This window comes from Acidovorax sp. K2F, assembly GCF_025246485.1.
In the GTDB taxonomy this organism is placed as follows: domain Bacteria; phylum Pseudomonadota; class Gammaproteobacteria; order Burkholderiales; family Burkholderiaceae_C; genus Acidovorax; species Acidovorax delafieldii.
On the sequence record NZ_JAOBSQ010000028.1, the window covers coordinates 1 to 24,982 of the forward strand.

20 protein-coding genes are annotated in these 24,982 nt (G+C 66.8%); 15 read left to right on the forward strand and 5 right to left on the reverse strand.

Annotation, left to right across the window (positions count from 1 at the left end; translation table 11 throughout):
- Positions 1 to 9: 9 nt before the first annotated feature.
- From N4G42_RS08720 to bfr, 5 genes are all read right to left on the reverse strand, one after another.
- Entirely contained in the window at positions 10 to 2,184 is a 2,175-nt protein-coding gene (locus N4G42_RS08720) for a TonB-dependent siderophore receptor (RefSeq protein WP_260666885.1), read from the reverse strand.
- A gap of 176 nt (positions 2,185 to 2,360) precedes the next feature.
- Positions 2,361 to 2,693: a DUF3325 domain-containing protein gene (locus N4G42_RS08725; protein ID WP_260666886.1), complete on the reverse strand. Its 333-nt coding sequence runs from the start codon at positions 2,691 to 2,693 to the stop codon at positions 2,361 to 2,363.
- A 5-nt stretch (positions 2,694 to 2,698) separates the two neighbouring features.
- A complete protein-coding gene (locus N4G42_RS08730) occupies positions 2,699 to 4,537 on the reverse strand; it encodes a PepSY-associated TM helix domain-containing protein (RefSeq protein WP_260666887.1) in 1,839 nt (612 codons plus the stop codon).
- Positions 4,534 to 4,842, reverse strand: a complete 309-nt coding sequence (locus N4G42_RS08735) for a DUF3649 domain-containing protein (protein ID WP_260666888.1) — start codon at positions 4,840 to 4,842, stop codon at positions 4,534 to 4,536. The genes N4G42_RS08730 and N4G42_RS08735 overlap by 4 nt, the downstream gene beginning before the upstream one ends.
- Positions 4,843 to 5,268: 426 nt before the next feature.
- A complete protein-coding gene (gene bfr, locus N4G42_RS08740) occupies positions 5,269 to 5,745 on the reverse strand; it encodes a bacterioferritin (protein ID WP_099729799.1) in 477 nt (158 codons plus the stop codon).
- 271 nt (positions 5,746 to 6,016) lie between these two features.
- On the opposite strand from bfr, the gene N4G42_RS08745 reads away from it, so the two are divergent.
- The 15 genes from N4G42_RS08745 (at position 6,017) to N4G42_RS08815 (ending at position 24,347) form a co-directional block, all read left to right on the forward strand.
- Complete coding sequence (locus N4G42_RS08745; protein WP_260666889.1) at positions 6,017 to 7,321, forward strand: hypothetical protein; 1,305 nt, start codon at positions 6,017 to 6,019, stop codon at positions 7,319 to 7,321.
- Between the two features lie 349 nt (positions 7,322 to 7,670).
- On the forward strand, positions 7,671 to 8,246 hold the full coding sequence (ahpC, locus tag N4G42_RS08750) for an alkyl hydroperoxide reductase subunit C (protein ID WP_099729801.1): 576 nt from the start codon (positions 7,671 to 7,673) through the stop codon (positions 8,244 to 8,246).
- A 154-nt stretch (positions 8,247 to 8,400) separates the two neighbouring features.
- Positions 8,401 to 10,020, forward strand: coding sequence for an alkyl hydroperoxide reductase subunit F (ahpF, locus tag N4G42_RS08755; protein WP_260666890.1), 1,620 nt, complete (start codon positions 8,401 to 8,403; stop codon positions 10,018 to 10,020).
- A 502-nt stretch (positions 10,021 to 10,522) separates the two neighbouring features.
- Entirely contained in the window at positions 10,523 to 12,730 is a 2,208-nt protein-coding gene (locus tag N4G42_RS08760) for a TonB-dependent hemoglobin/transferrin/lactoferrin family receptor (protein WP_260666891.1), read from the forward strand.
- 51 nt (positions 12,731 to 12,781) lie between these two features.
- Positions 12,782 to 13,129, forward strand: a complete 348-nt coding sequence (locus N4G42_RS08765) for a hypothetical protein (RefSeq protein WP_260666892.1) — start codon at positions 12,782 to 12,784, stop codon at positions 13,127 to 13,129.
- Positions 13,126 to 14,253 (forward strand): hemin-degrading factor, encoded by a 1,128-nt coding sequence (locus tag N4G42_RS08770; RefSeq protein WP_260666893.1) that lies wholly within the window; start codon positions 13,126 to 13,128, stop codon positions 14,251 to 14,253. Before N4G42_RS08765 ends, N4G42_RS08770 begins: the two co-directional genes overlap by 4 nt.
- Before the next feature lie 4 nt (positions 14,254 to 14,257).
- The gene (locus N4G42_RS08775) at positions 14,258 to 15,145 is read left to right on the forward strand and encodes a hemin ABC transporter substrate-binding protein (RefSeq protein ID WP_409557813.1); all 888 of its coding nucleotides are present in this window, start codon (positions 14,258 to 14,260) and stop codon (positions 15,143 to 15,145) included.
- Positions 15,142 to 16,224, forward strand: coding sequence for a FecCD family ABC transporter permease (locus N4G42_RS08780; protein WP_260666895.1), 1,083 nt, complete (start codon positions 15,142 to 15,144; stop codon positions 16,222 to 16,224). Before N4G42_RS08775 ends, N4G42_RS08780 begins: the two co-directional genes overlap by 4 nt.
- Positions 16,221 to 17,054: a heme ABC transporter ATP-binding protein gene (locus N4G42_RS08785; protein ID WP_260666896.1), complete on the forward strand. Its 834-nt coding sequence runs from the start codon at positions 16,221 to 16,223 to the stop codon at positions 17,052 to 17,054. The genes N4G42_RS08780 and N4G42_RS08785 overlap by 4 nt, the downstream gene beginning before the upstream one ends.
- A gap of 171 nt (positions 17,055 to 17,225) precedes the next feature.
- Complete coding sequence (locus N4G42_RS08790; protein ID WP_260666897.1) at positions 17,226 to 17,675, forward strand: hypothetical protein; 450 nt, start codon at positions 17,226 to 17,228, stop codon at positions 17,673 to 17,675.
- Positions 17,676 to 17,742: 67 nt separating this feature from the next.
- Entirely contained in the window at positions 17,743 to 19,020 is a 1,278-nt protein-coding gene (locus tag N4G42_RS08795) for a TolC family protein (protein ID WP_260666898.1), read from the forward strand.
- Between the two features lie 36 nt (positions 19,021 to 19,056).
- Complete coding sequence (locus N4G42_RS08800; RefSeq protein WP_260666899.1) at positions 19,057 to 19,629, forward strand: hypothetical protein; 573 nt, start codon at positions 19,057 to 19,059, stop codon at positions 19,627 to 19,629.
- On the forward strand, positions 19,626 to 20,747 hold the full coding sequence (locus N4G42_RS08805) for an efflux RND transporter periplasmic adaptor subunit (protein ID WP_260666900.1): 1,122 nt from the start codon (positions 19,626 to 19,628) through the stop codon (positions 20,745 to 20,747). Before N4G42_RS08800 ends, N4G42_RS08805 begins: the two co-directional genes overlap by 4 nt.
- 9 nt (positions 20,748 to 20,756) lie before the next feature.
- The gene (locus N4G42_RS08810) at positions 20,757 to 23,876 is read left to right on the forward strand and encodes an efflux RND transporter permease subunit (protein ID WP_260666901.1); all 3,120 of its coding nucleotides are present in this window, start codon (positions 20,757 to 20,759) and stop codon (positions 23,874 to 23,876) included.
- A gap of 72 nt (positions 23,877 to 23,948) precedes the next feature.
- Positions 23,949 to 24,347 (forward strand): hypothetical protein, encoded by a 399-nt coding sequence (locus N4G42_RS08815; protein WP_260666902.1) that lies wholly within the window; start codon positions 23,949 to 23,951, stop codon positions 24,345 to 24,347.
- Positions 24,348 to 24,982: the final 635 nt, after the last annotated feature.

Genomic DNA, 24,982 nt, shown 5'->3' on the forward strand with positions numbered 1-24,982 from the left:
CAGCCCTTGTCAGAAGTGCGAGCGCAGTGTGACCTGCACCGCGCGCGGAGATCCGGGCAAGATCAGGTTGTCGTTGCTGCCGTGGGCTGACACGTAGTACTTGCGGTTGGCCAGGTTCTTGATGTTCACGTCCACATCCCACTGGCCCAGCGTGTACTGCAGGGCGGCGTCCAGCGTCGTGTAACCGGGCAGGGTGACCAGGTTGGTCAGCGAGGTGAAGCGGGCGCCCACGTAGTTCACGCCGCCACCCACGCGCAGGCCGTGGCCCAGGTCCTTCATGGCCCACAGGAAGGCGGAATTGCGGGGAGTGAGCGCAGGCACTTTGCCCTGGGCGGCAATGGCGGCGGTGGGCAACTGGGTGGAGGTGGTGGTGGCCAGTGATTTCGTCATGCGGCCATCCAGCCAGGCGTAGCCGGCGCTTACATCCCAGCGGCCGGGCAGGCGGCCGTTGGCGGTCAGCTCCAGGCCGTTGGTGCGTTGCGTGCCCACGTTGATCTGGCGCGAGGGGTTGGTGGGGTCGGTGTTCTTGATGTTGGTGCGCTCCAGGTTGAAGAGCGCGCCCGTCACGTTCATGCGGCCATCGAGCAGGTCGAGCTTCACGCCGATTTCCTTGTTCTGCGTGATCTCTGGTTCGTTGGCGGTGTTGTTGGCGGCCAGTGCAAAAGTCTCTGCCGAAGGCTGGAACGACTTGCTGTACGACACGTAGTACGACACGGCGTCGCTGGGCTGCCAGACCAGGCCTGCGCGGGGGCTGAACTTCTTGTCGGTGCGCGACAACGCGGAGAGCTTGCGGTCAAACTCGGTCTGCTGCTTGAACACGTCGTAGCGCGCACCCACCAGGGCCTTCCACTGCGGGGCCAGCGTGATCTGGTTTTGCCAGTAGAGCGCCGCTGTGTCTTGGGTGGTGTGGCTGGGGATGGCGCTGTCGGCGGTGTAGCTGGCGGCAGGTATCACCGGCGCGGCTACGCCGGCGGGGTTGAAGATGGAGACACGGTCTGCTCCGCCCGACACGGACTCCGCGCGCTTCTTCTGCTGGCCCAGTTCCATGCCCATCAGCCACTCCTGCTTCAGGCCCCCGAGCTGGTTGCGCCAGGTCACGTCGGTCTGGTTGAACAGGCCGCTTTCGTCGCGCAGGATGAACGAGCGTGTGCGGCCCACGGACAGGTTCACCGGGTTGGTGGTGCCGCCGGGCAGGGTGTTGTAGCGGTCCAGCGTGTAGTCGTATGCGCGTGTCACATTGCGCACCGACCAGTCGTCGTTGAAGCGGTGGTTGAGAGTGGCTGCCAGCGATTGCATGGTGCTGGTGGTGGTGTCGTCTTGTGCGGCGTTGCTGGAGCCGTAGTAGGTGCTGGCGGGCACATTCACTGGACGGCCATTGAGTGCGGGAATGCCGAAGTCCGTCAGGCGCTTGTCGCGGGCGTTGGTGTACTGCAGCAGCAAGTCGGTCTGTGCGGCGAGCTTGAGTGCGAGCGACGGCGCGAAGTTGTGGCGCTTGACGAACTGCTGGTCGCGGTAGCTGCCCGAGTCTTCGACTGCGGCGTTGATGCGGAAGGCAGCGGTGTCGCTGATGCCTACATTCACATCGGCCGTGGCGCGGCGAAAGGCGTAACTGCCCAGGCCCAGAGAAGCCTCCCCCGAGGTCTCGCCAAACTTGGGTTTCTTGGTCACGCGGTTGATCAGGCCGCCGGAGGAGCCGCGCCCGTACAGCACGGCGGCGGGGCCCTTGAGCACCTCCACGCGCTCGATGTCGGCCAGGTCGCGGAAGTACAGCGCATCGTCGCGCACCCCATCCACGAACTGGTCGGCAATGGCGGTGAAGCCACGGATCACCACCTGGTCACGCTGGCCGTCGCCGTGGCTCATGGCCACGCCGGGCACGTTACGCAGCACGTCTTCCATCGACCGCGCACCCTGGTCGCGCATGAGCTGCTCGGGTACCACGTTCACGGCTTGGGGCACATCGCGCAGCGGCGCGCTGCCCTTGGTGGCCGAGGAGCTGACGGCGGGCGAATAGCCGTCATCGCCGCTGGTGGATTGCACGGTGACCTCGCCCAGCGTCTGGGGCGGCGCAGAGGGCGGTGTTGCTTGCGCCAGCGCGGTGCCGCAGAACGCGGCCAGGACGGCAGCGGCCAGCGGGTGCAGGGCCTGGGGGTGGCGGAAGGGGCGGCGGAAAGGTGCGTGCATGGTTTGTCCTTGGTGTGTGCGCAACGCGGTTGAAAACGGCTCCGCAAGCACCGGGCCTGGCGCGGGCCCATGGGGCCGGTGGCTGGGGGGGCGCAGAGAGCGGGATGAAAAAATGCAGGGGTGAGAGGCGGATCAGAAAGTGCGACGAGCCAGAGGGGCCGCCGCATCCTTTCCGCTCACCACCCCCCTGCCCAGGCGGCGAGGCCTGCCAGCAGGGCCAACCCCGCCAGCAGCGGTGTGCGCCGGGGCTGCCAGGTCACAGTGGCCGTCACGGCCACGGCAGCTGCTGACAGGGCCACGGCCCATGCGGTCACGCCGAGCGAAGCAGACACGCCATCGGCCGGATGTGCGGCCAGCCACAGCGACAGCAGCAGCAACAGCCACCCCGCGCGGCGCAGCTGTTGCAGGCGGCGGGCCGCACCTTCGCGGCCTGTGGCGTCTTCATGGTGGCGGTCCATGCCCAACGCCATCACCGACCAGGCCGCAAAACACAGCAGAAATGCGGACATGGTGTTCAAGCCCCCGACGTTGAAACAGACACTTCGGTGGCCGCAGGCAATGCGGCCGCCGGGGCAGTGCGCGGTGTTTTGGCCTCAGCGGCTTTGCCCTTCCGGGCACGGCCCGGGCGCAGCCGCCACGACAGCCAGCCCAGCACCAGCCCGGTGGTCAGGAACGCCAGGTCCATGCTGGCCCACACCCATTCGCCCGCCGGCATCGTGACGCCGAGGTGGGTGTGGGTGGTCAGGGCGTTGATGACCGGAAGCAACGCCCACACCAGCCCCGCTGCGCCCAGCGGCACCGACCAGCCCATGCGGCTGGGCCGCACCACGGCGCAGGCCAGCGCCCACAGCAGGGCCAGGCCCCAGGCGCTGAAGAACCAGGCCAGTTCCACATCGGCCCGGCCCTCAGCGTTCAGCGGGATCAGGCGGTTGGAGGCGATGTACACGCCGCAGGCCAGCGGCAGGCCCGCCAGCGTGGCAATGTTGATGGCTGCCACCAGGCGCTCGCCAAACGGCGCCTTGGTGGGTGCGACGCCCGCCCTGTTGTCTTTATTGGCGGCGATCCCTTTGCGGCTGGCCTGCGTCTGCGACTTGGCGCTGCGCTTGACCGACCACAGCACCATGCCGGTGGCGATCATCAGGCTGCCCAACACGCCAAAGCCAAACAGCGCCCAGCGCAGGCCGATGTCGGCAAACCGCGCCATGTGCAGGCCGTACAACACGCCGTAGGTCTTGACGGCGGGGCCGGTGGCATCGGCCTGGTCCAGCCACTGGCCGGTGGTGGCATCAAACAGCAGGCGCGGTGGTCGGTATTGCAAGCGGTCGCCTTCGTGGCGCGTCACCTCGACCACGGCGCGGCCCTTGGCGTCGCGGCGTGCCTGCAGGCTGCCGATGCGCCCGCCATCCCAGCGGGTGCGCGCTTCGGTCAGGATGGACGGCAGTGCAATAGCGGGCAGGGGCTCTACCTTGTCGCCCGGTCTGCGCCGGGGGCGGCTTTCGGCTTTCTCGCCCTGCAGGTCGGCAAAGTACGCGTTGGAGTCCACGCCGTTCTCGCCCTTGTAGGCGGTGGCAATGCCTGCAGGCATGTAGAGCGTGTGGAAGATCATCAGCCCGCTGAAGGTGATCATCAGGTAGAACGGCAGCACCAGTACACCGCTGACGTTGTGTGCGTCCAGCCAGGCGCGCTGGCCGCCCTTGGTGGGGCGGAAGGTGAAGAAGTCCTTGAAGATGCGGCGGTGCGTGATCACCCCCGAGATCAGCGCTACAAACATCAGCATGGTGGCTACGCCCACCACCCAGCGGCCTTCGAGGGTCCAGCGCCCCTTCTGCGCGGTGCGCAGCTCGAAGTGGAAGCGGTAGAAGAAGTCGCCGCCCATGGTCTGGCGCGCGTCGATGGCCTCGCCGGTCTGCGGGTTCATGCGCAGCGTCTCGAAGCGGCCATTGCCCGTGTCGCGCCACAGGATGTTGACGGCAGGGTCGCGGTCGTCGGGCAGGTGCATGATCCACTGCGTGACGTTGGGCACCCGGCGCACCAGCGCGTCCATGGCTTTTTGCGCCACCTGCGGATCGGTGGCATCCACCGGCTGCAGCCCATGCATCTCGGGGCGCATCCACAGGTTGAACTCGTTCTTGAAGAACGACAGCGTGCCGGTCAGGAAGATTGCAAATAGCAGCCAGCCCAGGATCAATCCGGCCCAGGTGTGCAGCCAAGACATGGCCTGGCGGAATCCTTCGCGGTCGTTGGGCGCCTTGGGCTTCTTGGCTGAGCGTGCTGCTTCAGACGCAGTGTTGGCCGCGGTGGCTGCAGGAGCCCGTTCGGCTGGGGTTTGCGATGGGAGTGTGCTGCTGGTCATGCCGCTGCCTTCATCCAATGCGGTGCCGTGGCGCAGGCGCCCAGCACCAGTGCGGGCAGCAGCGTGCCACCCCAGGCGCCCCAGGCGGTGCGTGTGTAAAAAGCCCAGCCAGCGGCAGCGGCATACACCACCCACGAGAGCATGGTGGCCGTGAGCACAGCCTCCACGCGGGGCATGCATTGCGCAAGCAGGAGCGACAGCGCCGCCGAGAAGCCTGCCGCCAGCGCGTAGCCGCCCCCTATCGCCGCCACGGAGCGGGAGGTTATGGCCAGCCGGTAGCGTCCATCGACGCGGGTGGCCTTCATGGCAGGGCCCGGGGATATCCGGGGGTGTATGTGGGCAAGGGCCCCGCAAGGCAGGGGTGGGTCGTACGGTGCGGCATCAGCAAAGAGCTCCAGACAGGTGTGTGGGTACAAAACGCACAAACGCTGGCTGCAACGGGCGGCTGGAGCCGGGCTGACTGGCTTGCTGGCGGGCTCGGGAATCAGGGGGTCACTGAACCCGGCCGCTGGTGGTAGGCTGATATTCTACTTTTGTTGAGAAGCATTCGCATTTATGTTGCGGAAATTTTCTTCCTTTGATGTGCACTTGCAACAACCCGTGATCGCAGGGGGCATTGCTGTCCGGGAGAAATATTTTCCAAGCTGCAGCGCGCAGGCACAAAAAAACGGGCCGAAGCCCGTTTTGATTTTTCTGCCCGTGTTCGTGGACCGATCTGGCGATCCGTGGCCTTACTCCACATCGCCCATCTGCGACTGCAGGTAGTTCTGCAGGCCCACCTTGCCGATCAGATCGATCTGGGTCTCGAGGAAGTCGATGTGCTCCTCGGTGTCGTCCAGGATCTTCTGCAGCAGGTCGCGCGATACATAGTCACGCACGCTTTCGCAGTGGGCGATCCCATCCTTGATGGTGGCTTGTGCGCCTTGTTCGGCGCGCAGGTCGCAGGCCAGGATCTCTGGCACGTCTTCGCCGACCTGGATCTTGGCCAGGTCCTGCAGGTTGGGCAGGCCGTCCAGCGTGAAGATGCGGTCCATGAGCCAGTCGGCATGCTTCATCTCGCCGATGGATTCCGAATACTCCTTCTTCGCCAGCTTGTCGAAGCCCCAGTGCTTGAGCATGCGGTAGTGCAGGAAGTACTGGTTGATGGCGGTGAGTTCGTTCTTGAGCTGGGCCTGCAGATGGCCAATGACCTGTGCGTCACCTTTCATGGGGACTCCTTGTTCTGGTTTGTGAATTGATGCGATACGCATTGTCGTGACCTGCATCAACCCACGCAAGGTAAACCCCTGCGGTTACGCAATGGCTGCGTTTGATGTTGAGAGGTGTTCGCGTTCAGGAAGAAGCATGGTGCCGCCTGTGTATGCGCACTCAATGGTCAAAAAATGGTTGTTGCGCCAGGGCAAACGTGGCTCATTTGCAAGACGCCACACCGTTCGACATATGTGGCACTGAGCAAGCGGCGCAATTCGGGAGCACAACATGGCACCACCAATCCATTTCCCCTATTTCCCTTCGGGTGGCATTGCACGCATCCGGGCGCGCGCCGCAAGCCTGTTGGCGGCCCTGGCCGCAGTGGCTTTCCAAGCCACTGCGTCGGAGATTCATCCCTATGAACTTGCAATGCTTCAGCAGCAAGTTCAGCGTACCGGCTGGGTGCGGGTCATGGTGACCCTCGATCGCAGCGCCTGGCGCACGCGGTCAGAAGAACAGACATTGCGGCTGCAGGCCTTGGCCGATCGGCTGTATGCGGAATTGGGCGATTCCGCTTTTCCCACTGGCCGCAGGAACAACGGATTGGGGTGGATTGGGTTTTATACCGACTCGGCGGGCATCGCCATGCTTTCACGCACCGCATTGGCCGAAAAGTTTTCCATTGATCCAACGGGCAGGAGCTGGGGGCGTGAACGTGCCGGTGATGGCAGCTTCGAAGCGATCGACGATGCGCTCGTCGCCTCACCCACCGTAGAGGTGGACTTGGTACTGGCTACCGAAGAGCCGCCATATACCCTGCTACCCGACGGCAGCACCCGCTTTGACGGCCCCTCGGAAGTGAACGAAGTGCTGGACCGCCTGCTTACCGAGCCGTTTGCGCAGCATATCAAGGGTATCGACCGCAGGCAGAACCCCCAGCTCGCGCCTGTGGTGCAGGCCAAAATTGATCGGGTGGCGTTTTTTGGATTGGTGGAAAGCGTGCATGTGCGGGCGGTGCGGCCGCGTGGTTTTGTGCGCCAGCCGTCGGCCATCTGGCATGAGGACGCGCTGCGCGTTGCGGCGCGTGAAGGCCGTGCGGAAATCCATATCCTTCTGCGAGGTGGCGTGACTTACACACACTTGCCTCACCAAAGCCCCAAGGCGCGCCGCTACCAGATGGATGCCAACACCCGCGCGTTGGACGAGATTCTCAAAGCTGCCGGTGTGGAGGCGTTGCCCGTGCTTTCAGAGGTCGATGCGCACATGGGGCTGGTGTACCTTTTTATCACCAGGCCACAGCTTGAAAAGCTGTTTGCTCAACGGGACCCGCGCATCCTGAGCGTGGATGTGAACAAGGCGATTGGTGGGCTTGCCAGTCACAACAAATCGGTGGGTCCGGCTCCAACGCGCGGCGTTCGCGCAGCGCTGAATCCTGTGGCTCTACGCGTTCGTCACTCGCACTACCGCGCCGCTCCCGTACGAGCGAAAGCTACAGCAGGGCAGCCCACACCCGCATCCAGCGGCATCAGCAGGTGCAGGCGCACGGTGTTGCGCAGGCAAAGCGTGGCAATCGTCACCACTGGCGGGGTTTAGAGCTCTTCACGGAGCAAATCAGCAGTGTTTGGAGCTTGTGAATCAGGCCTTTGCTATGAATTAGTGAGCTTTAGGCGCTATTCGTTAAAGCGCGATAGCCGTCTTTGACCAATATCTTGGAGCGCAAGGCAAGCCCCTGCTGTGGCGCGCGGGCTGCGTGTGATGCTGAGAGGCGTTCGCGTTCACATCCTGTGTGCCCTGCGGCTCGCCAGGGATGTCACCGGGAGGTCGCACAGTGCGTTGTATAGTAATTGGCAATTGATTCGATGTAATCAATTAATTGGATTGATGGCTTGGAAATGCCTAAACTTCAGTCCTGTTCAGTCAACCAACCACTAAGGAAACAGCAATGTCCCTGATCAATACGCAAGTTCAGCCCTTCAAGACCACCGCTTTTGTCAACCGTGGCGGCAAGGGTGAATTCATCGAAGTGACCGAGCAGTCCCTCAAGGGCAAGTGGTCCGTGCTGATCTTCATGCCTGCAGCCTTCACCTTCAACTGCCCCACCGAAATCGAAGACGCTGCCGACAACTACGCTGAATTCCAAAAGGCCGGTGCCGAGGTTTACATCGTGACCACCGACACCCACTTCTCGCACAAGGTGTGGCATGAAACCTCCGACGCCGTGGGCAAGGCCAAGTTCCCGCTGGTCGGTGACCCAACGCACCAGCTGACCAACGCTTTCGGCGTGCACATCCCTGAAGAAGGTCTGGCACTGCGTGGCACGTTCGTGATCAACCCCGATGGCCTGATCAAGACCATGGAAATTCACTCCAACGAAATCGCCCGTGACGTGTCGGAAACCCTGCGCAAGCTCAAGGCTGCCCAGTTCACCGCCGCCAACCCTGGCCAAGTCTGCCCCGCCAAGTGGAAGGAAGGCGCCAAGACGCTGACGCCTTCGCTGGACCTGGTTGGCAAGATCTAATCCACGGCTCCTCCAAAGCCGGACAGCGTCATGGCGCCATCGCGCCATGCCGTCCGGCTTTTTTACGCCCGGACGTTGACAAGCAGGCTTGAACTGCAGCCTTTTTGGCGTCACCCTCCCAGACACCACAACTCGAATTTCAAAGGACACCACCATGCTCGACGAACAACTCAAGACCCAACTCGCCGCCTACCTGGAGCGCGTGCAGCAGCCGTTTGAGCTGGTGGCTTCCCTGGACGACAGCGAGACGGCGCGCGACATGCGCGAGCTGCTGACGACCATCCAATCCCTGCGCAGCGACAAGATCACCCTGCGCACCGACGGCAACGATGCACGCAAGCCATCTTTCAGCCTGAAGCGCCCGGGCGCCGCCAACAGCCTGCGCTTTGCCGGCCTGCCCTTGGGCCATGAATTCACCTCGCTGGTGCTGGCCCTGTTGTGGACGGGCGGCCACCCACCCAAGGTCGAGCAGGATGTGATCGACTCCATCAAGGCGCTGGATGGAGACTTCAACTTCGAGGTCTACATGAGCCTGACCTGCCACAACTGCCCGGACGTGGTGCAGGCGCTGTCGCTGATGGCCATCGTCAACCCGAAGATCAAGACGACCGTGATCGAAGGCGGCGCCTTCCAGCAGGAAGTGAACGACCGCGAAATCATGGCCGTGCCCATGGTGTTCCTGAACGGCCAGGTGTTCGGCTCGGGCCGGATGACCATCGAAGAAATCGTCGCCAAGCTCGACACCGGCGCCGCCGCCCGCGAGGCCGCCAAGCTCAGCGCCAAGGCACCGTACGACGTGCTCATCGTCGGCGGTGGCCCAGCAGGCGCCGCGGCCGCTGTGTACGCCGCCCGCAAAGGCATCCGCACCGGCGTCGCTGCCGAGCGCTTTGGCGGTCAGGTCAATGACACGCTGGCGATTGAAAACTACATCTCGGTGCTCGAAACCGACGGCCCCAAGTTTGCCGCCGCACTCGAAGCCCACACCCGCGCCTACGGCGTGGACATCATGAACCTGCAACGCGCCGACAAGCTCATCCCCGCGGCCGAGCCAGGTGGCCTCATCAGCGTGCAGATGGCCAACGGCGCCACGCTGCAGTCCAAGACGGTGATCCTGTCCACCGGCGCCCGCTGGCGCAACGTGAACGTGCCCGGCGAAGCCGAGTACAAGAACAAGGGCGTGGCCTACTGCCCGCACTGCGACGGCCCGCTGTTCAAGGGCAAGCGCACGGCGGTCATCGGCGGCGGCAACTCGGGTGTCGAGGCTGCCATCGATCTGGCTGGCATCGTGGCCCACGTCACGCTCATCGAGTTTGCCGACCAGCTCAAGGCCGACGCCGTGCTGGTCAACAAGCTCAAGAGCCTGCCCAACGTGACCATCCACACCAACGCGCAGACCACCGAAATCACCGGCGCCGACGGCAAGGTCAACGGTCTCAAGTACAAGGACCGCGCCACCAACGTGGAGCACCTGGTGCCGCTCGAAGGCGTGTTCGTGCAGATCGGCCTGGTGCCCAACACCGAGTGGCTCAAGGGCACGGTGGAGCTGTCCAAGTTCGGCGAAATCATCGTCGACTCGCACGGCCGCACCAACATCCCCGGCGTGTTCGCAGCGGGCGACTGCACCACGGTGCCGTTCAAGCAGATCGTGATTGCTGCGGGCGACGGATCGAAGGCGGCGCTGAGTGCTTTCGACCACCTGATCCGCATGCCGGTGGTGGCTGCGGCCGAAGGCGCCAAGGCTCCCGAAGCGCAGCGCGAAGCCGTGGCAGCGTAAAGCTGCACCGCACGTCCCCTCTCCCAAACTCTTTCCCGCAAAGGTAGGGTTAGTGATGCGGGGAATATTCCAACAAAGTTGCCCCCTGGCGCTTGATGGATAAGTGCTAATAGCTATAAAAATAAGAGCGACTGGATGTTTCGGCATCCAGTCGCTTTGTTTTGGGGTGGCTGTCCGGGAGAGGCTGGAGTTGCCCAGGCGGTGTTACGTTGGATGGCTGGATGGCGCCGACGTTTGCGGAGAAAGCGGCTGTGCTTGGGCTTGTAAGGCACCATCAAGAAGGGTTTTAAATTGTTGCTATTGAGAATTATTCTCATATAATTTCATCCCATCAGCCAGCCACAACGGCCCATGCTTCTGCGCGCAGAAGCCAAGGCCGTCTGCATGGAGCCAGCTCTGTATTCGTTGTCGTTTCAGAGAAGGACTCCCCTCCGTGGCGCAGGCATTCCGTTCCCCTCCGTTTTGTTCCCGGTGCGCACAGGCGCGCCCCTCCGATCAATGGTTGCAAGGCCGTCTGCTGCCGCTTGCATGGCTGGTGGCCTGTGCGTGCGCCGCCATCGGGAACGCGTATGCGCAAGATGCGGCCCAATTGGTGGCTGCAGCGCCGCAGCTCAAAGAAGTGGTCATCAGCGGCTCGCGCAGCGAGCAGGACCGCGACGAGCTGCCCATGAGCATCGACGTGATCAATGCGCAGGCCATCGAGGAAGGCCAGGTGCGAGACATCCGCGACGTGGCGCGCGAGCTGCCCAACGTGTCGGTCACCCGTTCGCCCGCACGCTTCACGCTGGCCAGTGGCTCCACCGGGCGCGAGCAGAACGCGGGCTTCAACATCCGGGGGCTGGACGGCAACCGCGTGTTGATGATGGTGGATGGCATTCGCCTGCCGCGCAGCTATGTCTTCAGCGCCAACGCCTTCGGGCGCGACTACCTGGACATCGGGCTGCTGCAGCGCATCGAGGTGGTGCGCGGCGCCACCTCGGCGCTGTATGGCTCCGACGGCATGGCGGGCCTGGTCAACTTCATCACGGCAGACCCCTCGGCATTTCTCGACGGCGACAAGCGCATCGGCGGCCGGGTGAGCCTGGGATATGACGGCGACGAGCACGGCAAGCGCGTGGGCGCCACGGTGGCGGGCAAGGCGGGCGACACGGTGCAGTGGCTGCTGGGCGGCAACGTCACGCGCGCCAGCGAGCTGGACAACATGGGCGCCAACGATGCGGCCAATGCCGACCGCACCAAGCCCAATCCGCAGAAAGACAGAAGCGGCGCTTTGCTGGGCAAGGTGGTGCTGACGCCCGGCGGCGGACAGCGCCATGTGTTCACGCTGGAGCATGTGGACAAGACGTCCGACTACGAACTCCTCACCGCACGCTCCAAGCCGCCGCTGGCCGCGACCTCGGTGCTGGGCTCTACCTCGTTCACCGACATGCAGCGCAGCCGTGCGACGTGGGAAGGCAACTGGCGCGTGAACACCGCGTTTGCCGATGATGTGAAGGCCACGCTGAGCTGGCAGGACGCCCATTCGCGCGAGTACATCACCGAAGACCGCAGCACGGCCGCCGACCGCGTGCGCGACGTGACCTATGACGAGCGCACCTGGCAGGCCAACCTGCAGGGCAGCAAGGTGCTGCGCAATGGCGGGCCATGGGTGCAGAAGATCACCTACGGCCTGGACTACACGGCGGCCAAGGTCGAGAACCTGCAGACCGGCGTGACGCCGCCCACGGGCGAGACCTTCCCGCTCAAGCGATTCCCCGACACCACCGAGACCAGCACGGCCCTGTATGTGCAGGACGAGTTCGTGAGCGGGCCCTGGAGCATCACCCCCGGCGTGCGCTTCGACACCTTCCGCATCAAGGCCGACCAGGCGGGCTTTGGCGCGCAGGCGGTGTCGCTTTCGGGCAATGCCACCTCGCCCAAGTTCGGCGTGCTGTACCGTGCCAGCGAGCAGTGGAGCGTGTTTGGCAACTACGCGGCGGGCTTCCGTGCGCCCAATGCGGGGCAGGTCAACGCCTTTTTCGAGAACCCGGTGGGCAACTACCGCACGGTGCCCAACGCCAACCTCAAGCCGGAGAAGAGCCAGAACTTTGAGCTGGGCGTGCGCGGGCGCCTGGAGCGTTTGTCCATCGAAGCCGCCGCGTTCACGGGCCGCTACAAGGACTTCATCGAAGACCTGCGCCAGGTCAGCGGCACAGGCGCACCGGGCAACCCGCTGGTGTTCCAGTCGGTCAACATCGGCCGCGTCAAGCTGAGCGGCTTCGAGGTCAAGGGCGACATGCGCTGGGGCCAGTGGGCGGGCGGGCAGTGGAGTTCTCCGTTTTCCTACGGCCAGACGCGCGGCCGCGACACCACCACCGGCAAGCCGGTGAACACCGTGGACCCATCGCGCCTGACGGCGGGACTGCGCTACGACACCGGTGGCTGGATGGCGCGGCTGGACATGACCCATGCCGCCGCCAAGAAGGCCAGCGACGTGAGCGTGGCCACGGGCAGCACGCAGTTCCTCGCGCCCTCGTATACGGTGCTGGACCTGGCCGCGCAGTGGCGCATTCGCAAGGGCTTGCGCCTGAACGCGGGCATCTACAACCTCACCGACAAGAAGCACTGGCGCTGGGCCGACGTGCGCGGCCTAGCCGCCAACGCCAGCTTCATCGACGCCTACAGCCAGCCTGGTCGCTCCGTGCGTGTCTCGCTGGTGGCGGATTTCTGAGCGCCCGTTCCCTGCATTTCTATCCCCAGGCATCCACCCAAGGAGATCACCATGAGCCACGCTCCACACCAGCCCAACACGGGCAGCCACGCCGACGAGGAATACAGCCTGCCCTGCGCCGAGGCGCTGCTGGCGGGCACCCTGGCCCTGATGACGGGCTATGTGCAAGCCTGCTGCGACAGCCACCGCGACGCCATGGGCAGCAAGATCGCGGCCAACCTGCAGATGCTGGCCGACGCCCAGGGCTTCACGCCGCACTTCCGCACCGTGGTCTGGAGCCTGCAAGGCCGCTGGGACCAGCAATGCAAGGCGCGCCAGGACGTGGCCGCCAGCGCCGCGATGGTGGCTGCCGAACAACGCCGCGTGCTGTGGCACATCGCGCCGGAGGCCGTGCAATGAATGCCGCTGTGACGAACCCCCCAAGCGCTCCGGCCCATCCGCCGCAGGCCGCCCCCGACATCCGTGAGCGGTTCGCCGCAGCCCGCGCCGCAGGCAAGCGCGCCAAGGACGCCGCCGAGAGCCTGGGGCTGTCGGAAGGCGCCGCCGTGGCGGCCCATGCGGGCGAGCACGGCCACCCGCTCAAGGCCCAGCCGCTGCAGGGCTCGTGGCTGGAACTGTTGCAGGCGCTCGAAGCCTGCGGCCCGCTGATGGCGCTCACGCGCAACGAAGGCACGGTGCACGAGAAGACCGGCGTGTACACGCACGTGTCGGCCACCGGGCCGGTGGGCATCGCGCTGGGCGAAGACATCGACCTGCGCCTGTTCTTTGCGCAGTGGCATGCGGGTTTTGCAGTGACCGAGCTGGCCAGCGACCCCGCCAAACCGCCATCGCGCAGCCTGCAGTTCTACAACGCACATGGCCGCGCGGTGCACAAGATATTCACGCGCGATGCCACCGACCTGGCTGCGTTCGACGCGGTGGTGAGCCGCTTCGTGCAACCCAGCGCGGGTTACGTGTTTGGTCCGGAGCCCGCGCCAGCGGCCTTGCTGCCTGACGCCGACATCGACGCCCAGGGCTTGCGCGAGGCCTGGGCCGCCATGCAGGACACACACGAATTCTTCGGCCTGACCAAAAAGTTCGGCGTGGAGCGCCAGCAGAGCTTTCGCCTCGTCGAAGGCCAGTTTGCCTGGCGCGCCGCACCGCAGGCCGTGGCGCGCCTGCTGGACGAAGCGGCGGTGGACGGCCTGCCCATCATGGTGTTTGTGGGCAGCGGCGGCTGCATCCAGATCCACACCGGGCCGGTGCGCAATATCCAGCCGCTCGACACGCCGCGTGCGCAGTGGATCAATGTGCTGGACGAAGGCTTCAACCTGCACCTGCGCACCGACATGATTGCAAGCGTGTGGGTGGTGGAGAAGCCCACGGCCGATGGTGTTGTCACCTCGGTCGAGGCGTTTGACCACGCGGGCGAGCTGATGGTCATGTTCTTCGGTGCACGCAAACCCGGCAAGCCCGAATTGCAGGGCTGGCGCGACCTGGTGGCACGCTTGCCTGGCGTGCAGGAGCTGGCCCATGCTGCGTGATCCGATGGCCGTGCAAAGCTGGGGGCAAGTTGGCGCACGTCGGCGGTTGCTGCGCGGTGTGGCAGCGCTGCCTTTGTTGTCTGCGATGGGATCTGGGGCCGCCTGGGCAGCCCGCCCTGCGCGCATCGTCTCGCTGGGCGGCGCGCTGACCGAGGTGGTCTACCTGCTGGGCGCCCAGGGCCAGCTGGTGGGTACTGACACCACCAGCCTGTTCCCCGAGGCCGCGCTCAAGACCGCCAAGGTCGGCTACATGCGCCAGCTCTCGGCCGAGGGTCTGCTTTCCCTCAAGCCCGACGCTGTGGTGGGCACCACCGAGGCCGGGCCGCCCGTGGTGCTGGACCAGGTGCGCAGCGCCGGTGTGCGCGTGGAGCTGGTGCAGGCCGACCACACCTGGGACGAAGTGCGCCGCAAGGTCGCCACCGTGGGCCGCGTGGTGGGCCGCGAGCGCGAGGCCCAGGCTCTGCAGGCGGACCTGGATGCGCAGTGGGCGGCGGTGCAAAAGCAGGTGGCAGCCGCCACGCGGCGCCCGCGCGCCATCTTCATTCTGTCGCACGGCGGCAGCCCCATGGTGGCAGGCACTGGCACAGCGGCCGATGCGCTGATCCGCTTTGCGGGTGCCACCAATGCCATCACGCAGTTCGCAGGCTACCGGCCCCTCACGGCCGAGGCCATGGCCAGCGCCGCGCCCGAGGTGCTGCTCAACAGCACGCAGGGCATCGAGGCACTGGGCGGCGAGGCCGCTTTCTGGCAGCGGCCTGAGCTGGCACTCACGCCCGCTTACCGCCGCAAGGCCCTGGTGGCCATGGAGGCCAGCCACCTGCTGGGCTTTGGCCCGCGCCTGCCTGCTGCCGTGCGCGAGCTGCACACCCGCACCCAGGCGATCACCGCGTGAACAGCGTGGCCGTGGCGCAGCCGGGTGCGCGCTGGTCTTTGCGGCGCCTGTCGCCGCGCGCAGCGCTGCTGTGGGGCGTTGCGCTGGTGGGCCTCGCGTTCGTGTGGGCCAGCACGCAGGGCGCCTACGCCATTGCACCCGCCCAGCTGTGGCAGGTGCTGATGCAGGCCCTGGGTGCAGCGCCGTCGGCCGAGCAGGCACCCGAATACCTGGTGTTCATCAACATCCGACTGCCGCGCCTGCTGATGGGCGTGGCCGCCGGGGCGGGCCTGGGGCTGGCCGGTGCGCTGATGCAGGGCCTGTTTCGCAACCCGCTGGCCGACCCCGGGCTGGTGGGCGTGAGCAGCGGGGCCGCGCTGGCGGCGGCCGTCACCATCGTGCTGGGCAGCCACTGGCTGCCCGACCTGCCGCGCACGCTAGGCAGCTGGACACTGGTGGGCATGGCCTTTTGCGGCGGCCTGCTCGTCACGGCGCTGATCTATGCACTGGCGCAGGCCGATGGCGGCACGCGCATGGGGCTGATGCTGCTGGCGGGCGTGGCGGTCAATGCGCTGGCGCTGGCGGGGCTGGGCTACCTCAATTTCATCTCTACCGACGAGCAGCTGCGCAACCTCCAGATGTGGCTGCTGGGCAGCCTGGGCGGCGCGCGCTGGAGCGCCGTGGCGCTGGTGGGCGCCATCGTGGCGGTGGCCTGCGGCCTGGGCCTGGCGCTGGCGCGCCCGCTCAACGCGATTGCGCTGGGCGAGGCGCAGGCTGCTCTGCTGGGCGTGCCGGTGGAGCGCACCAAGCGCCTGGCGGTCCTGGTCACCGCGCTGGCCGTGGGCGCGGTGACGGCGGCCACCGGCATCATCGGTTTCATCGGCCTGGTGGCACCGCACTGGGTGCGCCTGGTGGCGGGGCCGGACCACCGCGTGGTGCTGCCGGGCTCGGCCCTGCTGGGTGCCGCGCTGGTGCTTGCGGCCGACGGCGTGGCGCGCACCATCGTGCAGCCTGCCGAGCTGCCGCTCGGCGTGCTCACGGCCTTCATTGGCGTGCCGCTGTTTCTGGCCATGCTGCGCCAGTTCCGGAGCAAGGTATGAATGCCGCCGTCGCATCCCGGGTCACCACCACCGCCGATCTGCTGGTGTGCGACCAGCTGGGTGTGGGCGTGCCCGGCAGGCCCTTGCTGGCCACCGTGCACACGCAGTTCGTGCCCGGGCGCGTCACGGCCATCCTGGGCCCCAACGGCGCGGGCAAGTCCACGCTGCTGACCATGCTTTCGGGCCAGCGCGCGCCGCGCTCGGGCCATGTGTGGATGGGTGGGCAACCGGTGTCCGGCAAAGGCGTCCAAGCCCTGGCCCGCCAGCGTGCCGTGCTGCCGCAGGACACGGCCGTGGCCTTCGACTTCACGGTGCAGGAGGTGGTGGAGATGGGGCGCTTTCCCCACCGCCAGCAGCCCAGCCGCCACGAGGCGCGCATCGTGGCCGAAGCGATGCAGGCCACCGGCGTGGCCCACCTGGCCGGGCGCAGCATCAACACCTTGTCGGGCGGCGAACGCGCCCGCAGCCACCTGGCCCGCGCGCTGGCCCAGATCTGGGAGCCCCTGCCCGATGGCGCAACACGCTGGCTGCTGCTGGACGAGCCCACCGCCGCCCTCGACCTGGCCCACCAGCACCACACGCTGGCTCTGGTGCGCCGCTGGGCGGTGGAGCAGGGCGTGGGTGTGGTCGCGGTGCTGCACGACCTGAACCTGGCCCTGCGCTACGCACACGACAGCCTGCTGCTCGCCCCGGGCCTGGCGGGCCCGCGCAGCGTGCACGCCACAGCCCACCTGCTCACCCCCGCCACCATCGCGCAGGTGTGGGGCGTGCACAGCACGCCAGTGCTGGCGGCCGACGGGGTGCCGCAGTACCTGGTGGCGGCGCAGTGAATGGCATTTCTGTAGTCAAAATGGCCTCTGCCGCGCTATGGTTCTCAAAGTTTGCTATAAAAAGTGAAGCATCTGCATGGTGTGCCTGTGCAACCCACGGGGCTAGGCCCCTCAACCCGTCAGGCTATCTGGCGGGGCGGGTGGTGCGGCCTGCTTAGAATCCCGCTGCCCATGCGCCGCTTGCTGCTCGTCTTTCTGTTGGTGTTCATGCCGCTCCAGTCCATCTGGGCGGCGGCCTCGCCCTATTGCGAGCACGAGTCAGCGCCGCAGGCATCGCACTTTGGCCACCATGTGCACGAGCACCATGGCGACGAAGGGGCCGACCACTCGGCCCCGGGCGCCAGCCCCAGCACTCTGGCCGACATGGACTGCCATGCCTGCCACGGCACAGGCGGCGGCCTGGCGCACAGTGCCAGCGCCCAGGCCATCGTGGTGGCCGTGGCGCACCCGCCTGGCCACCCGCACCCCTTACGCGGCCCGAACGCCCCAACTGGTCCTTCTTCGCCTGAGCGGCGAGGCGGGGGCTTGGGTGGCTCCGTTTCTTTTCCTGATGATGTTGGAGACCTGCCTTCCCTGGCAGTAGCGGTGCGCGTCTTGCTGTTGGCGTGCGTGCACCGCTGACCGTCCCCTCCATCCATCGCGCCTCGCCGATTTCAACCTGTGGCCCCGGCCACTGCAGAGGAATCGGATGCAACCAAAGACACAACGACAACACACGTCCATTGCCGCGCTGGTGGTGATGGCGCTGGGCTGGGCACTGCTGGGCAGTGCCGCACAGGCCCAGACCGCACACCCCGGCACAGCGCCGCTCACACTCCAGGCCCTGTTTGACCAAGCCTGGCAGCGCCAGCCCGAAGCGCAGTCTGCTGCCTTGCGGCGCGAGGCCGCGCAGGCCACACGCAGCGCCGCAACGGCCTGGACGGCCGAGCCCATAGCACTGGAGCTGTCCACCAAAACCGACCGCCCCGGCAGCAACCAGGGCAGCCGCGAAGCCGAAGTGGGCCTGGCCCTGCCGCTGTGGCTGCCCGGCGAGCGCGCCCGCAAGGCCGCGCTGGCCGATGCGGAAGCGCAGGCGCTTAACAGCCGCCAGCGCGCCGCGCAACTGCAACTGGCCGCCACCGTGCGCGAAGCCTGGTGGGCAGCGCAGCGCGCGCAGGCCGACTGGGCCTTGGCGCAAGACCGGCTGCTGAACGCGCAGCGCCTGGCCGCCGACGTGGCGCGCCGCGTGCGCGCGGGAGACTTGTCGCGTGCCGACCAGGCGCAGGCCGACGGCGCCGTGGCCCAGGCCGACGCCGCCATGGCCGAGGCCCAGGGCGCACGGGACGCAGCGCAGGCCGCACTGGCTGCCTGGGGCGTGCAGGCCGCGCCCACCCTGGCGCTGGCGGACGGGGCAGAGCCCGAGCCCCCCGTGCCCGATGCCACGGCCGCCGCTGCCCAGCACCCTGCGGCGACCGACTGGCAGGACCAGGCCGAGGTGGCCCGCCGCGCCGCCGACCTGGCCGCCGTGCAGACCCGCGCCAACCCCGAGCTGACCGTGGCCGCCACGCGCGGCCGCGAGCAGGCGGGCGACCGCTACCAGCAGGCCTTCACCGTGGGCCTGCGCGTGCCCTTGGGCGGGGGTGACCGAGCGCAGGCCAAGCAGGCCGCCGCCCGCGCAGATGCCGTTGCCGCCGAGGCGCGCGCTACCGCAGAGCGTGACCGCCTGGCCGCCGACATCGCCGCCGCCATGGCCCGTGTGAAAGCCACCCAGGCCCAGCGGGATGCGCTGGCACGCCACGCGGCGCTGGCGCAGGGCACACGCGGCTTTATCGACAAGGCCTTCCGCCTGGGCGAGGCCGATGGCCCCACGCGCCTGCGTGTGGAGCTGGAGGCCGCCCAGGCCGAACGCCAGCTTGCCCGCGCCCGCATCGACGCAGCGGCCGCCATCTCCCACCTGCGCCAAGCCCTGGGCCTGCTGCCGCAATGAGCTCCCTGTGCATCCCGACCAATTTTTAAGACAACCATGACACTCTCTTCCACGTTCTCCACACTGGGCCTGGCCCTGCTGCTGGGCTTGCTACCGCCGACAGCGCTGGCTGGTGCTGGCCACGACCATGGCGAAACCCCGGCAGCCGCAGCGGGCACAGCCCTGCCGCGTTTTGCCGCCACCTCCGACCTGTTTGAACTGGTGGGCGTGCTCGACGGGCAAAAAATCGCGCTCTATCTGGACCACGCGGGCGACAACAGCCCCGTGAAGGACGCCCGGTTGGAGCTGGACATTGCGGGCACCAGCGTGCCCGTCACCCGCGTGGCCGAGGGCGAGTTCCAGGCCACCCTGGCCGCCCCGCTGGCCGAGGGTGTGAGCCCCGTCACCGCCACCGTGGCCGCAGGCAATGACACCGACCTGCTCGCAGGCGAGATCGACCTGCACCCCGCCGCCCACACCGATGCCGCACCGGCAGGGCTGGCCCGCCGCACTGTGCTGATTGCAGGCGCCGTGGCCGCCGTGCTGCTGGCGCTGGTCGCCGTGTGGGGTTTGCGCCGGGGCCGTACTGCCCGTATTGGCAACACCCAGCGCGTGGGAGGTGCAGCATGAAGCGCTTCCACCCCATGCCTTCCTTGCTGGCCCTGCTGATGGTCGTCGCGCTCAGCGCGCCCCTGCCAGCTCTGGCAGGCCCCGGCCACGACCATGGCGACGCGCCGCCTGCGCCCACCGGCAACGGCCCCAGCCGCCAGCCCGATGGCAGCGTGTTTCTGCCCAAACCCGCCCAGCGCCAACTGGGCGTGCGCACTCTGGTGGCAGCCACCGGGCAACACGCCAAGGCCTTCGAACTGGCGGGCACCGTGGTGATGGACCCCAACGCAGGCGGCAAGGTGCAGGCCGTGCTGGCCGGGCGGCTGGAGGCCGGGCCCAAGGGCCTGCCGGGCGTGGGCCAGGCGGTGCGCAAGGGCGAGGTGCTGGCCTACGTGGTGCCCACGGCGGGCGCCATCGAGCGCTCCAACCAACTGGCCCAACAGGCCCAGCTGCGTGCTGCCCGCGACCTCGCTGCACGGCGCGTCGCACGCCTCACGGAACTCGCCGACACCGTGCCGCGCAAGGACATCGAGGCGGCCGAGAGCGAGCTGCACAGCCTCACCCAGCGCCTGGGCGCTGTGGGCGCGGGCCTGGCCACACGCGATGCGCTGGTGGCCCCGGTGTCGGGCGTGGTCGCTTCGGCCAATGCCGTGGCTGGGCAGGTGGTGGATGCGCGCGAACTGGTGTTTGAGGTGGTAGACCCATCGCGCCTGCGCATCGAGGCCCTGGCTTACGACCCGGCACAGGCCCAGAGCGTGGCCGGTGCCACGCTGGCCGTGGCCGGGCAGCGCGTGCCACTGCGCTTTCTGGGCGCGGCGCGCAGCCTGCGCGACCAGGCGCAGCCGCTGCAGTTTGCGGGCGACTCGTCTGCGCTTGGCGCCTTGGCCCTGGGCCAGCCGGTGCGGGTGTTCGTGCAGTCCACCGACAAGGTCGAGGGCGTGCAAGTGCCCGCCGCCGCGCTGTTGCGCAACCCGGCCAACCAGACCATCGTCTGGGTCAAGGAGTCGCCCGAGCGCTTTGTGCCACGGGTGGTCACTGCGGTGCCGCTCGATGGCACCTCGGTGGCCGTGACCTCGGGCCTCCAGCCCGGCGACCGCGTGGCCACGCAGGGCGCCACGCTCATCAACCAGGTCCGCTAAGGAGTCACGATGTTCAAGTGGCTTCTCGAAAACAGCCTCGTCAACCGGCTGCTGGTGCTCATCGCCGCCGCCGTGCTCATGGCCTACGGCGCCTTCACGCTCTCGCGCACGCCGGTGGATGTGTTCCCTGACCTCAACAAACCCACCGTCACCCTCATGACCGAGGCGGGCGGCATGGCCGCCGAAGAGGTGGAGCAGCTCATCACGTTCCCGCTGGAGACCACCATGAACGGCCTGCCCGGTGTGGAGAGCGTGCGCTCCACCTCCAGTGCGGGCCTGTCTTTCATCTACGTCACCTTTGACTGGAGCACCGAGATCTACCGGGCGCGCCAGATGGTGTCCGAACGCCTGTCGTCCATGGAGGAAGGCCTGCCCAGCGGCATCACGCCGCGCATGGGGCCCATCAGCTCCATCATGGGCGAGATCATGCAGGTGGCCATCCCCATCGACGCGGCCAAGACCACGCCCATGGCCGTGCGCGAGTACGCCGACTGGGTGCTGCGCCCGCGCCTCATGGCCATCCCCGGCGTGGCGCAGGTGATTCCCATCGGTGGCGAGGTGCGCCAGTTCCAGGTGCTGCCCGACACGGCGCGCATGGCGGCGCTGGGCATCACGCACGACCAGCTCACGGGCGCGCTCAAGGGCTTTGCGGCCAACACCTCGGGCGGGTTTCTGGAGCTGGGTGGGCGCGAATACCTCATCAGCCACCTGGGCCGCACCTCGCGGCTCGAAGACCTGCAGAACCTGGCCCTCACCGCCAAAAATGGCCAGAGCGTGCTGCTGCGCCAGGTGGCCGATGCCACCTTTGCCGCCGCTACCAAGCGTGGTGACGCGGGCTTTGAAGGGCAGGGCGCCGTCATCCTGGGCATCCAGAAGCAGCCCACGGCCGACACCATTGGCCTCACGCGCAGCATCGAGGCCGCGCTGGTGGACCTGAAGAACTCCCTGCCCGCAGGCATGGAGGCGCCGCGCGTCACCTTCCGTCAGGCAAGCTTCATCGAGGCCTCGGTCACCACCTTGCAGGGCAAGCTCATGGGCGCCTCGGTGTTTGTGGCGGTGATTTTGTTCGTGTTCCTCGGCACGCTGCGGCCCACGGTGATTGCGCTCACGGCCATCCCGGTGTCCATCTTCATCACGGCGCTGGTGTTCAAGTATTTCGGCTTGTCGATCAACACCATGACGCTGGGCGGTCTGGCCATTGCCATTGGCGGCCTGGTGGACGACGCGGTGGTCGATGTGGAGAACGTGCTGCGCCGCCTAAAGATGGACCGCGCCAAGCACCCCCACCACCGCCTGCACCCGATCGAGGTGGTCAAGCTCGCGTCCATGGAAGTGCGCTCGGGCATCCTGTATGCCACGGCCATCATCGTGCTGGTGTTCTTGCCGCTGTTTGCGCTGCCGGGCATCGAGGGGCGGCTGTTTGTGCCGCTGGGCATTGCGTTCATCGTGTCCACGCTGGCCTCGCTGCTGGTGTCGGTCACCGTCACGCCGGTGCTGGCGTTCTACCTGCTGCCGCGCATGAAGAACCTGGACCATGGCGACACGCGCGTGGTGGCCTGGCTCAAGGCGCGCTACCGCAGCGGGCTCTCGGCTGTGCTGGCGCGGCCGCGTGCAGCCCTGGCCGTGAGCGCGGTGGCGGTGGCGCTGTCGGCAGCGGCGGTGCCGTTCTTCCCCACCACGTTCTTGCCGCCGTTCAACGAAGGCACGCTGCTCGTCGGTATGCGGCTCAACCCCGGCGTCACGCTGGCCGAATCGAGCGCGCTGGCCCGCCAGGCCGAGGTGCTGGTGCGCCAGGTGCCCGAGGTCACGCACGTGGGCCGGCGCAGCGGCCGCGCCGAGCTGGACGAACATGCCGAAGGCGTGCACGTGAGCGAGCTGGATGTGGGCCTGCTGCCTGCGGCCGAGCTCAAGCGTAGCATGGCCGAGGTGCAGGCTGACATCCGCAGCCGCCTGGCGCACCTGCCTGCGGCCATCGCCATCGGCCAGCCCATCTCGCACCGCATCGACCACATGCTGTCGGGCGTGCGCTCGCAGATCGCCATCAAGCTCTTTGGCGACGACCTGGACACCCTGCGCGGCCAGGCCGAGGCCCTGCGCGCGCGGCTGGCGGGCATCCCCGGCCTGGCCGACCTGGAGGTGGAAAAGCAGGTGCTGGCGCCGCAGATCACCGTGCGCGTGGACTACGCCGCCGCTGCCCAAATGGGCGTGCCCGCACCCCAGGTGCTGGCCGCGCTGCAGACGCTGGTGGAGGGCGACAAAGTGGCCCAGGTGGTGGAAGGCAGCCGCCGCTTTGCGCTGGTGGTGCGCCTGCCCGACAGCGCACGCTCCATCGACGGCCTGGCGCGTGTGCTGATCGACACGCCCCGTGGCCCCGTGCCCCTGTCGCGCCTGGCCACCATCGAAGAGGGCGACGGCCCCAACCAGATCAGCCGCGACGACGGCAAGCGCCGCATCGTGCTGTCGGCCAACGCGCAGGGCAGGGCGCTGTCCGACGTGGTGGCCGACATCCGCCAGGCTGTGGGCGACACCCGCCTGCCCGAGGGCTATTTCATCACTCTGGGCGGCCAGTTCCAGGCGCAGGAAGAAGCCAGCCGCCTGGTGGGCCTGCTGGCCATCGTCTCGCTGGTGCTGATGTTTGTGGTGCTGTACACCCGCTACCGCTCGGCCACGCTCTCGGCCCTCATCATGGCCAACATCCCGCTGGCGCTGGTGGGTGCGGTGCTGGGGTTGTGGGTGTCGGGCCAGCCGCTGTCGGTGGCGGCACTGATCGGCTTCATCACGCTGGCGGGCATCTCGGTGCGCAACGGCATTTTGAAAGTGAGCCACTACCTCAACCTGATGCGCGTGGAAGGCGAGCGCTTTGACACCGCCATGATCGTGCGCGGCTCGCTGGAGCGCCTGAGCCCCGTGCTGATGACCGCCCTGGTCACCGCCTTTGCTTTGGCCCCACTGCTGCTGGAGGCCGAGCGCCCCGGCACCGAAATCCTGCACCCGGTGGCGGTGGTGATCTTCAGTGGCCTCATCAGCTCCACGCTGCTCGACACCTTCCTCACCCCGGCCCTGTTCTGGCTGTTTGGCCGCAAGGATGCCGAACGCCTGCTGGACGACAAGAACGCCGAGGCGTTTTGAGCTTTTCTTGTTTTGTATTTGTTCTCTTTATTTGTTCGTTTGCTTTTTCATTCACCTTTTGAAAGGACTCTCATGAAAACCACCCGCCAACTTTTCGCTGCCCTGGCCCTCTCAGGTGTGGCCACCACCGCCGCTTACGCCGCTGGCGACCACGGCGCAGGCCACGACCACAAGCCCCAACACGGCGGCATCGTGGCCGAAGCCAACGACATGGACTATGAACTCGTCGCCAAACCCGACACCATCACCCTGCACCTGCGCGACCACGGCAAACCCGCCAAGACCGAGGGCGTGAGCGCCAAGCTCACCCTGCTGAACGGCACCGAAAAATCCGAGGCTGTGCTTGTACCGGCAGGCGAGGGCAGGCTCGAAACCAAAGGCATCTTCAAGGTCGCAGCAGGCACCAAGGTGGTGGCGCTGGTGACACTGCCGGGCAAGAAGGCGGCGAATGTGCGGTTTGCGGTGAAGTAAGCCGCTGCCCAAGAGGGCAAGCTTTGTGCTCGACGCCCCGCCGCGTTGGCTTTTGCTGGCGTGGCGGTGTGTGGCCGGTCTCAGTGGCCGTGCGCCATGAGCGCGGGCGAGGTGGGGCGCGCGTGGTTTCAGTGGTGCGGTGTGCTGAAATTTGAAAAAAATTTGGCTCCACCGCCTGTCTATCAAGCGCTTATAGCTATCAAATTAGTAGTGATGTGATTGATGCCGGGCGCAAGGTGCTGAGCTTGCGTGGGCGGGAATAGGCAGGTTTTTTGGGGCGGAGTGTCTGGCCGTTTTAGGCTGTCTGTAGACGGTCAGCCTTCTTGGTCCGGCGACTGCTATTTGAGTCAGCGGGCACCCAGCGATCTAGGCGACTGACGACTGCGGGAAGTTCCCGACCTCTGCTCATAGGCACGAAACATCGGATCATCCTCCCAATGACATCCACCTCGATCACCTGAAGCCGCTCGTAATACTTCATAACGAGCCTAGCCGCGGCCCACAGCACGGTAGACGTTGACATCCAAACCCCGGAGGGACAGGGAAATCGTCTGCTCTACAGCCCATTTCACTTCATGCATGCGGAAGAGTAGCAAAGAAGGCAGAGACGCTGTCCCTCCCTTGCCCTTGCTTAG

Excerpts from the sequence above, each read along its gene's own strand:
- N4G42_RS08735 (WP_260666888.1), bottom strand. The coding sequence starts at position 4,842 with ATGAAGGCCACCCGCGTCGATGGACGCTACCGGCTGGCCATAACCTCC.
- N4G42_RS08725 (WP_260666886.1), bottom strand. The coding sequence starts at position 2,693 with ATGTCCGCATTTCTGCTGTGTTTTGCGGCCTGGTCGGTGATGGCGTTG.
- ahpC (WP_099729801.1), top strand. The coding sequence starts at position 7,671 with ATGTCCCTGATCAATACGCAAGTTCAGCCCTTCAAGACCACCGCTTTT.
- N4G42_RS08795 (WP_260666898.1), top strand. The coding sequence starts at position 17,743 with ATGCAACCAAAGACACAACGACAACACACGTCCATTGCCGCGCTGGTG.
- N4G42_RS08785 (WP_260666896.1), top strand. The coding sequence starts at position 16,221 with ATGAATGCCGCCGTCGCATCCCGGGTCACCACCACCGCCGATCTGCTG.
- N4G42_RS08730 (WP_260666887.1), bottom strand. The coding sequence starts at position 4,537 with ATGACCAGCAGCACACTCCCATCGCAAACCCCAGCCGAACGGGCTCCT.
- N4G42_RS08765 (WP_260666892.1), top strand. The coding sequence starts at position 12,782 with ATGAGCCACGCTCCACACCAGCCCAACACGGGCAGCCACGCCGACGAG.
- N4G42_RS08745 (WP_260666889.1), top strand. The coding sequence starts at position 6,017 with ATGGCACCACCAATCCATTTCCCCTATTTCCCTTCGGGTGGCATTGCA.
- N4G42_RS08790 (WP_260666897.1), top strand. The coding sequence starts at position 17,226 with ATGCGCCGCTTGCTGCTCGTCTTTCTGTTGGTGTTCATGCCGCTCCAG.
- N4G42_RS08720 (WP_260666885.1), bottom strand. The coding sequence starts at position 2,184 with ATGCACGCACCTTTCCGCCGCCCCTTCCGCCACCCCCAGGCCCTGCAC.
- N4G42_RS08800 (WP_260666899.1), top strand. The coding sequence starts at position 19,057 with ATGACACTCTCTTCCACGTTCTCCACACTGGGCCTGGCCCTGCTGCTG.
- bfr (WP_099729799.1), bottom strand. The coding sequence starts at position 5,745 with ATGAAAGGTGACGCACAGGTCATTGGCCATCTGCAGGCCCAGCTCAAG.
- N4G42_RS08805 (WP_260666900.1), top strand. The coding sequence starts at position 19,626 with ATGAAGCGCTTCCACCCCATGCCTTCCTTGCTGGCCCTGCTGATGGTC.
- ahpF (WP_260666890.1), top strand. The coding sequence starts at position 8,401 with ATGCTCGACGAACAACTCAAGACCCAACTCGCCGCCTACCTGGAGCGC.
- N4G42_RS08815 (WP_260666902.1), top strand. The coding sequence starts at position 23,949 with ATGAAAACCACCCGCCAACTTTTCGCTGCCCTGGCCCTCTCAGGTGTG.
- N4G42_RS08775 (WP_409557813.1), top strand. The coding sequence starts at position 14,258 with ATGGCCGTGCAAAGCTGGGGGCAAGTTGGCGCACGTCGGCGGTTGCTG.
- N4G42_RS08770 (WP_260666893.1), top strand. The coding sequence starts at position 13,126 with ATGAATGCCGCTGTGACGAACCCCCCAAGCGCTCCGGCCCATCCGCCG.
- N4G42_RS08810 (WP_260666901.1), top strand. The coding sequence starts at position 20,757 with ATGTTCAAGTGGCTTCTCGAAAACAGCCTCGTCAACCGGCTGCTGGTG.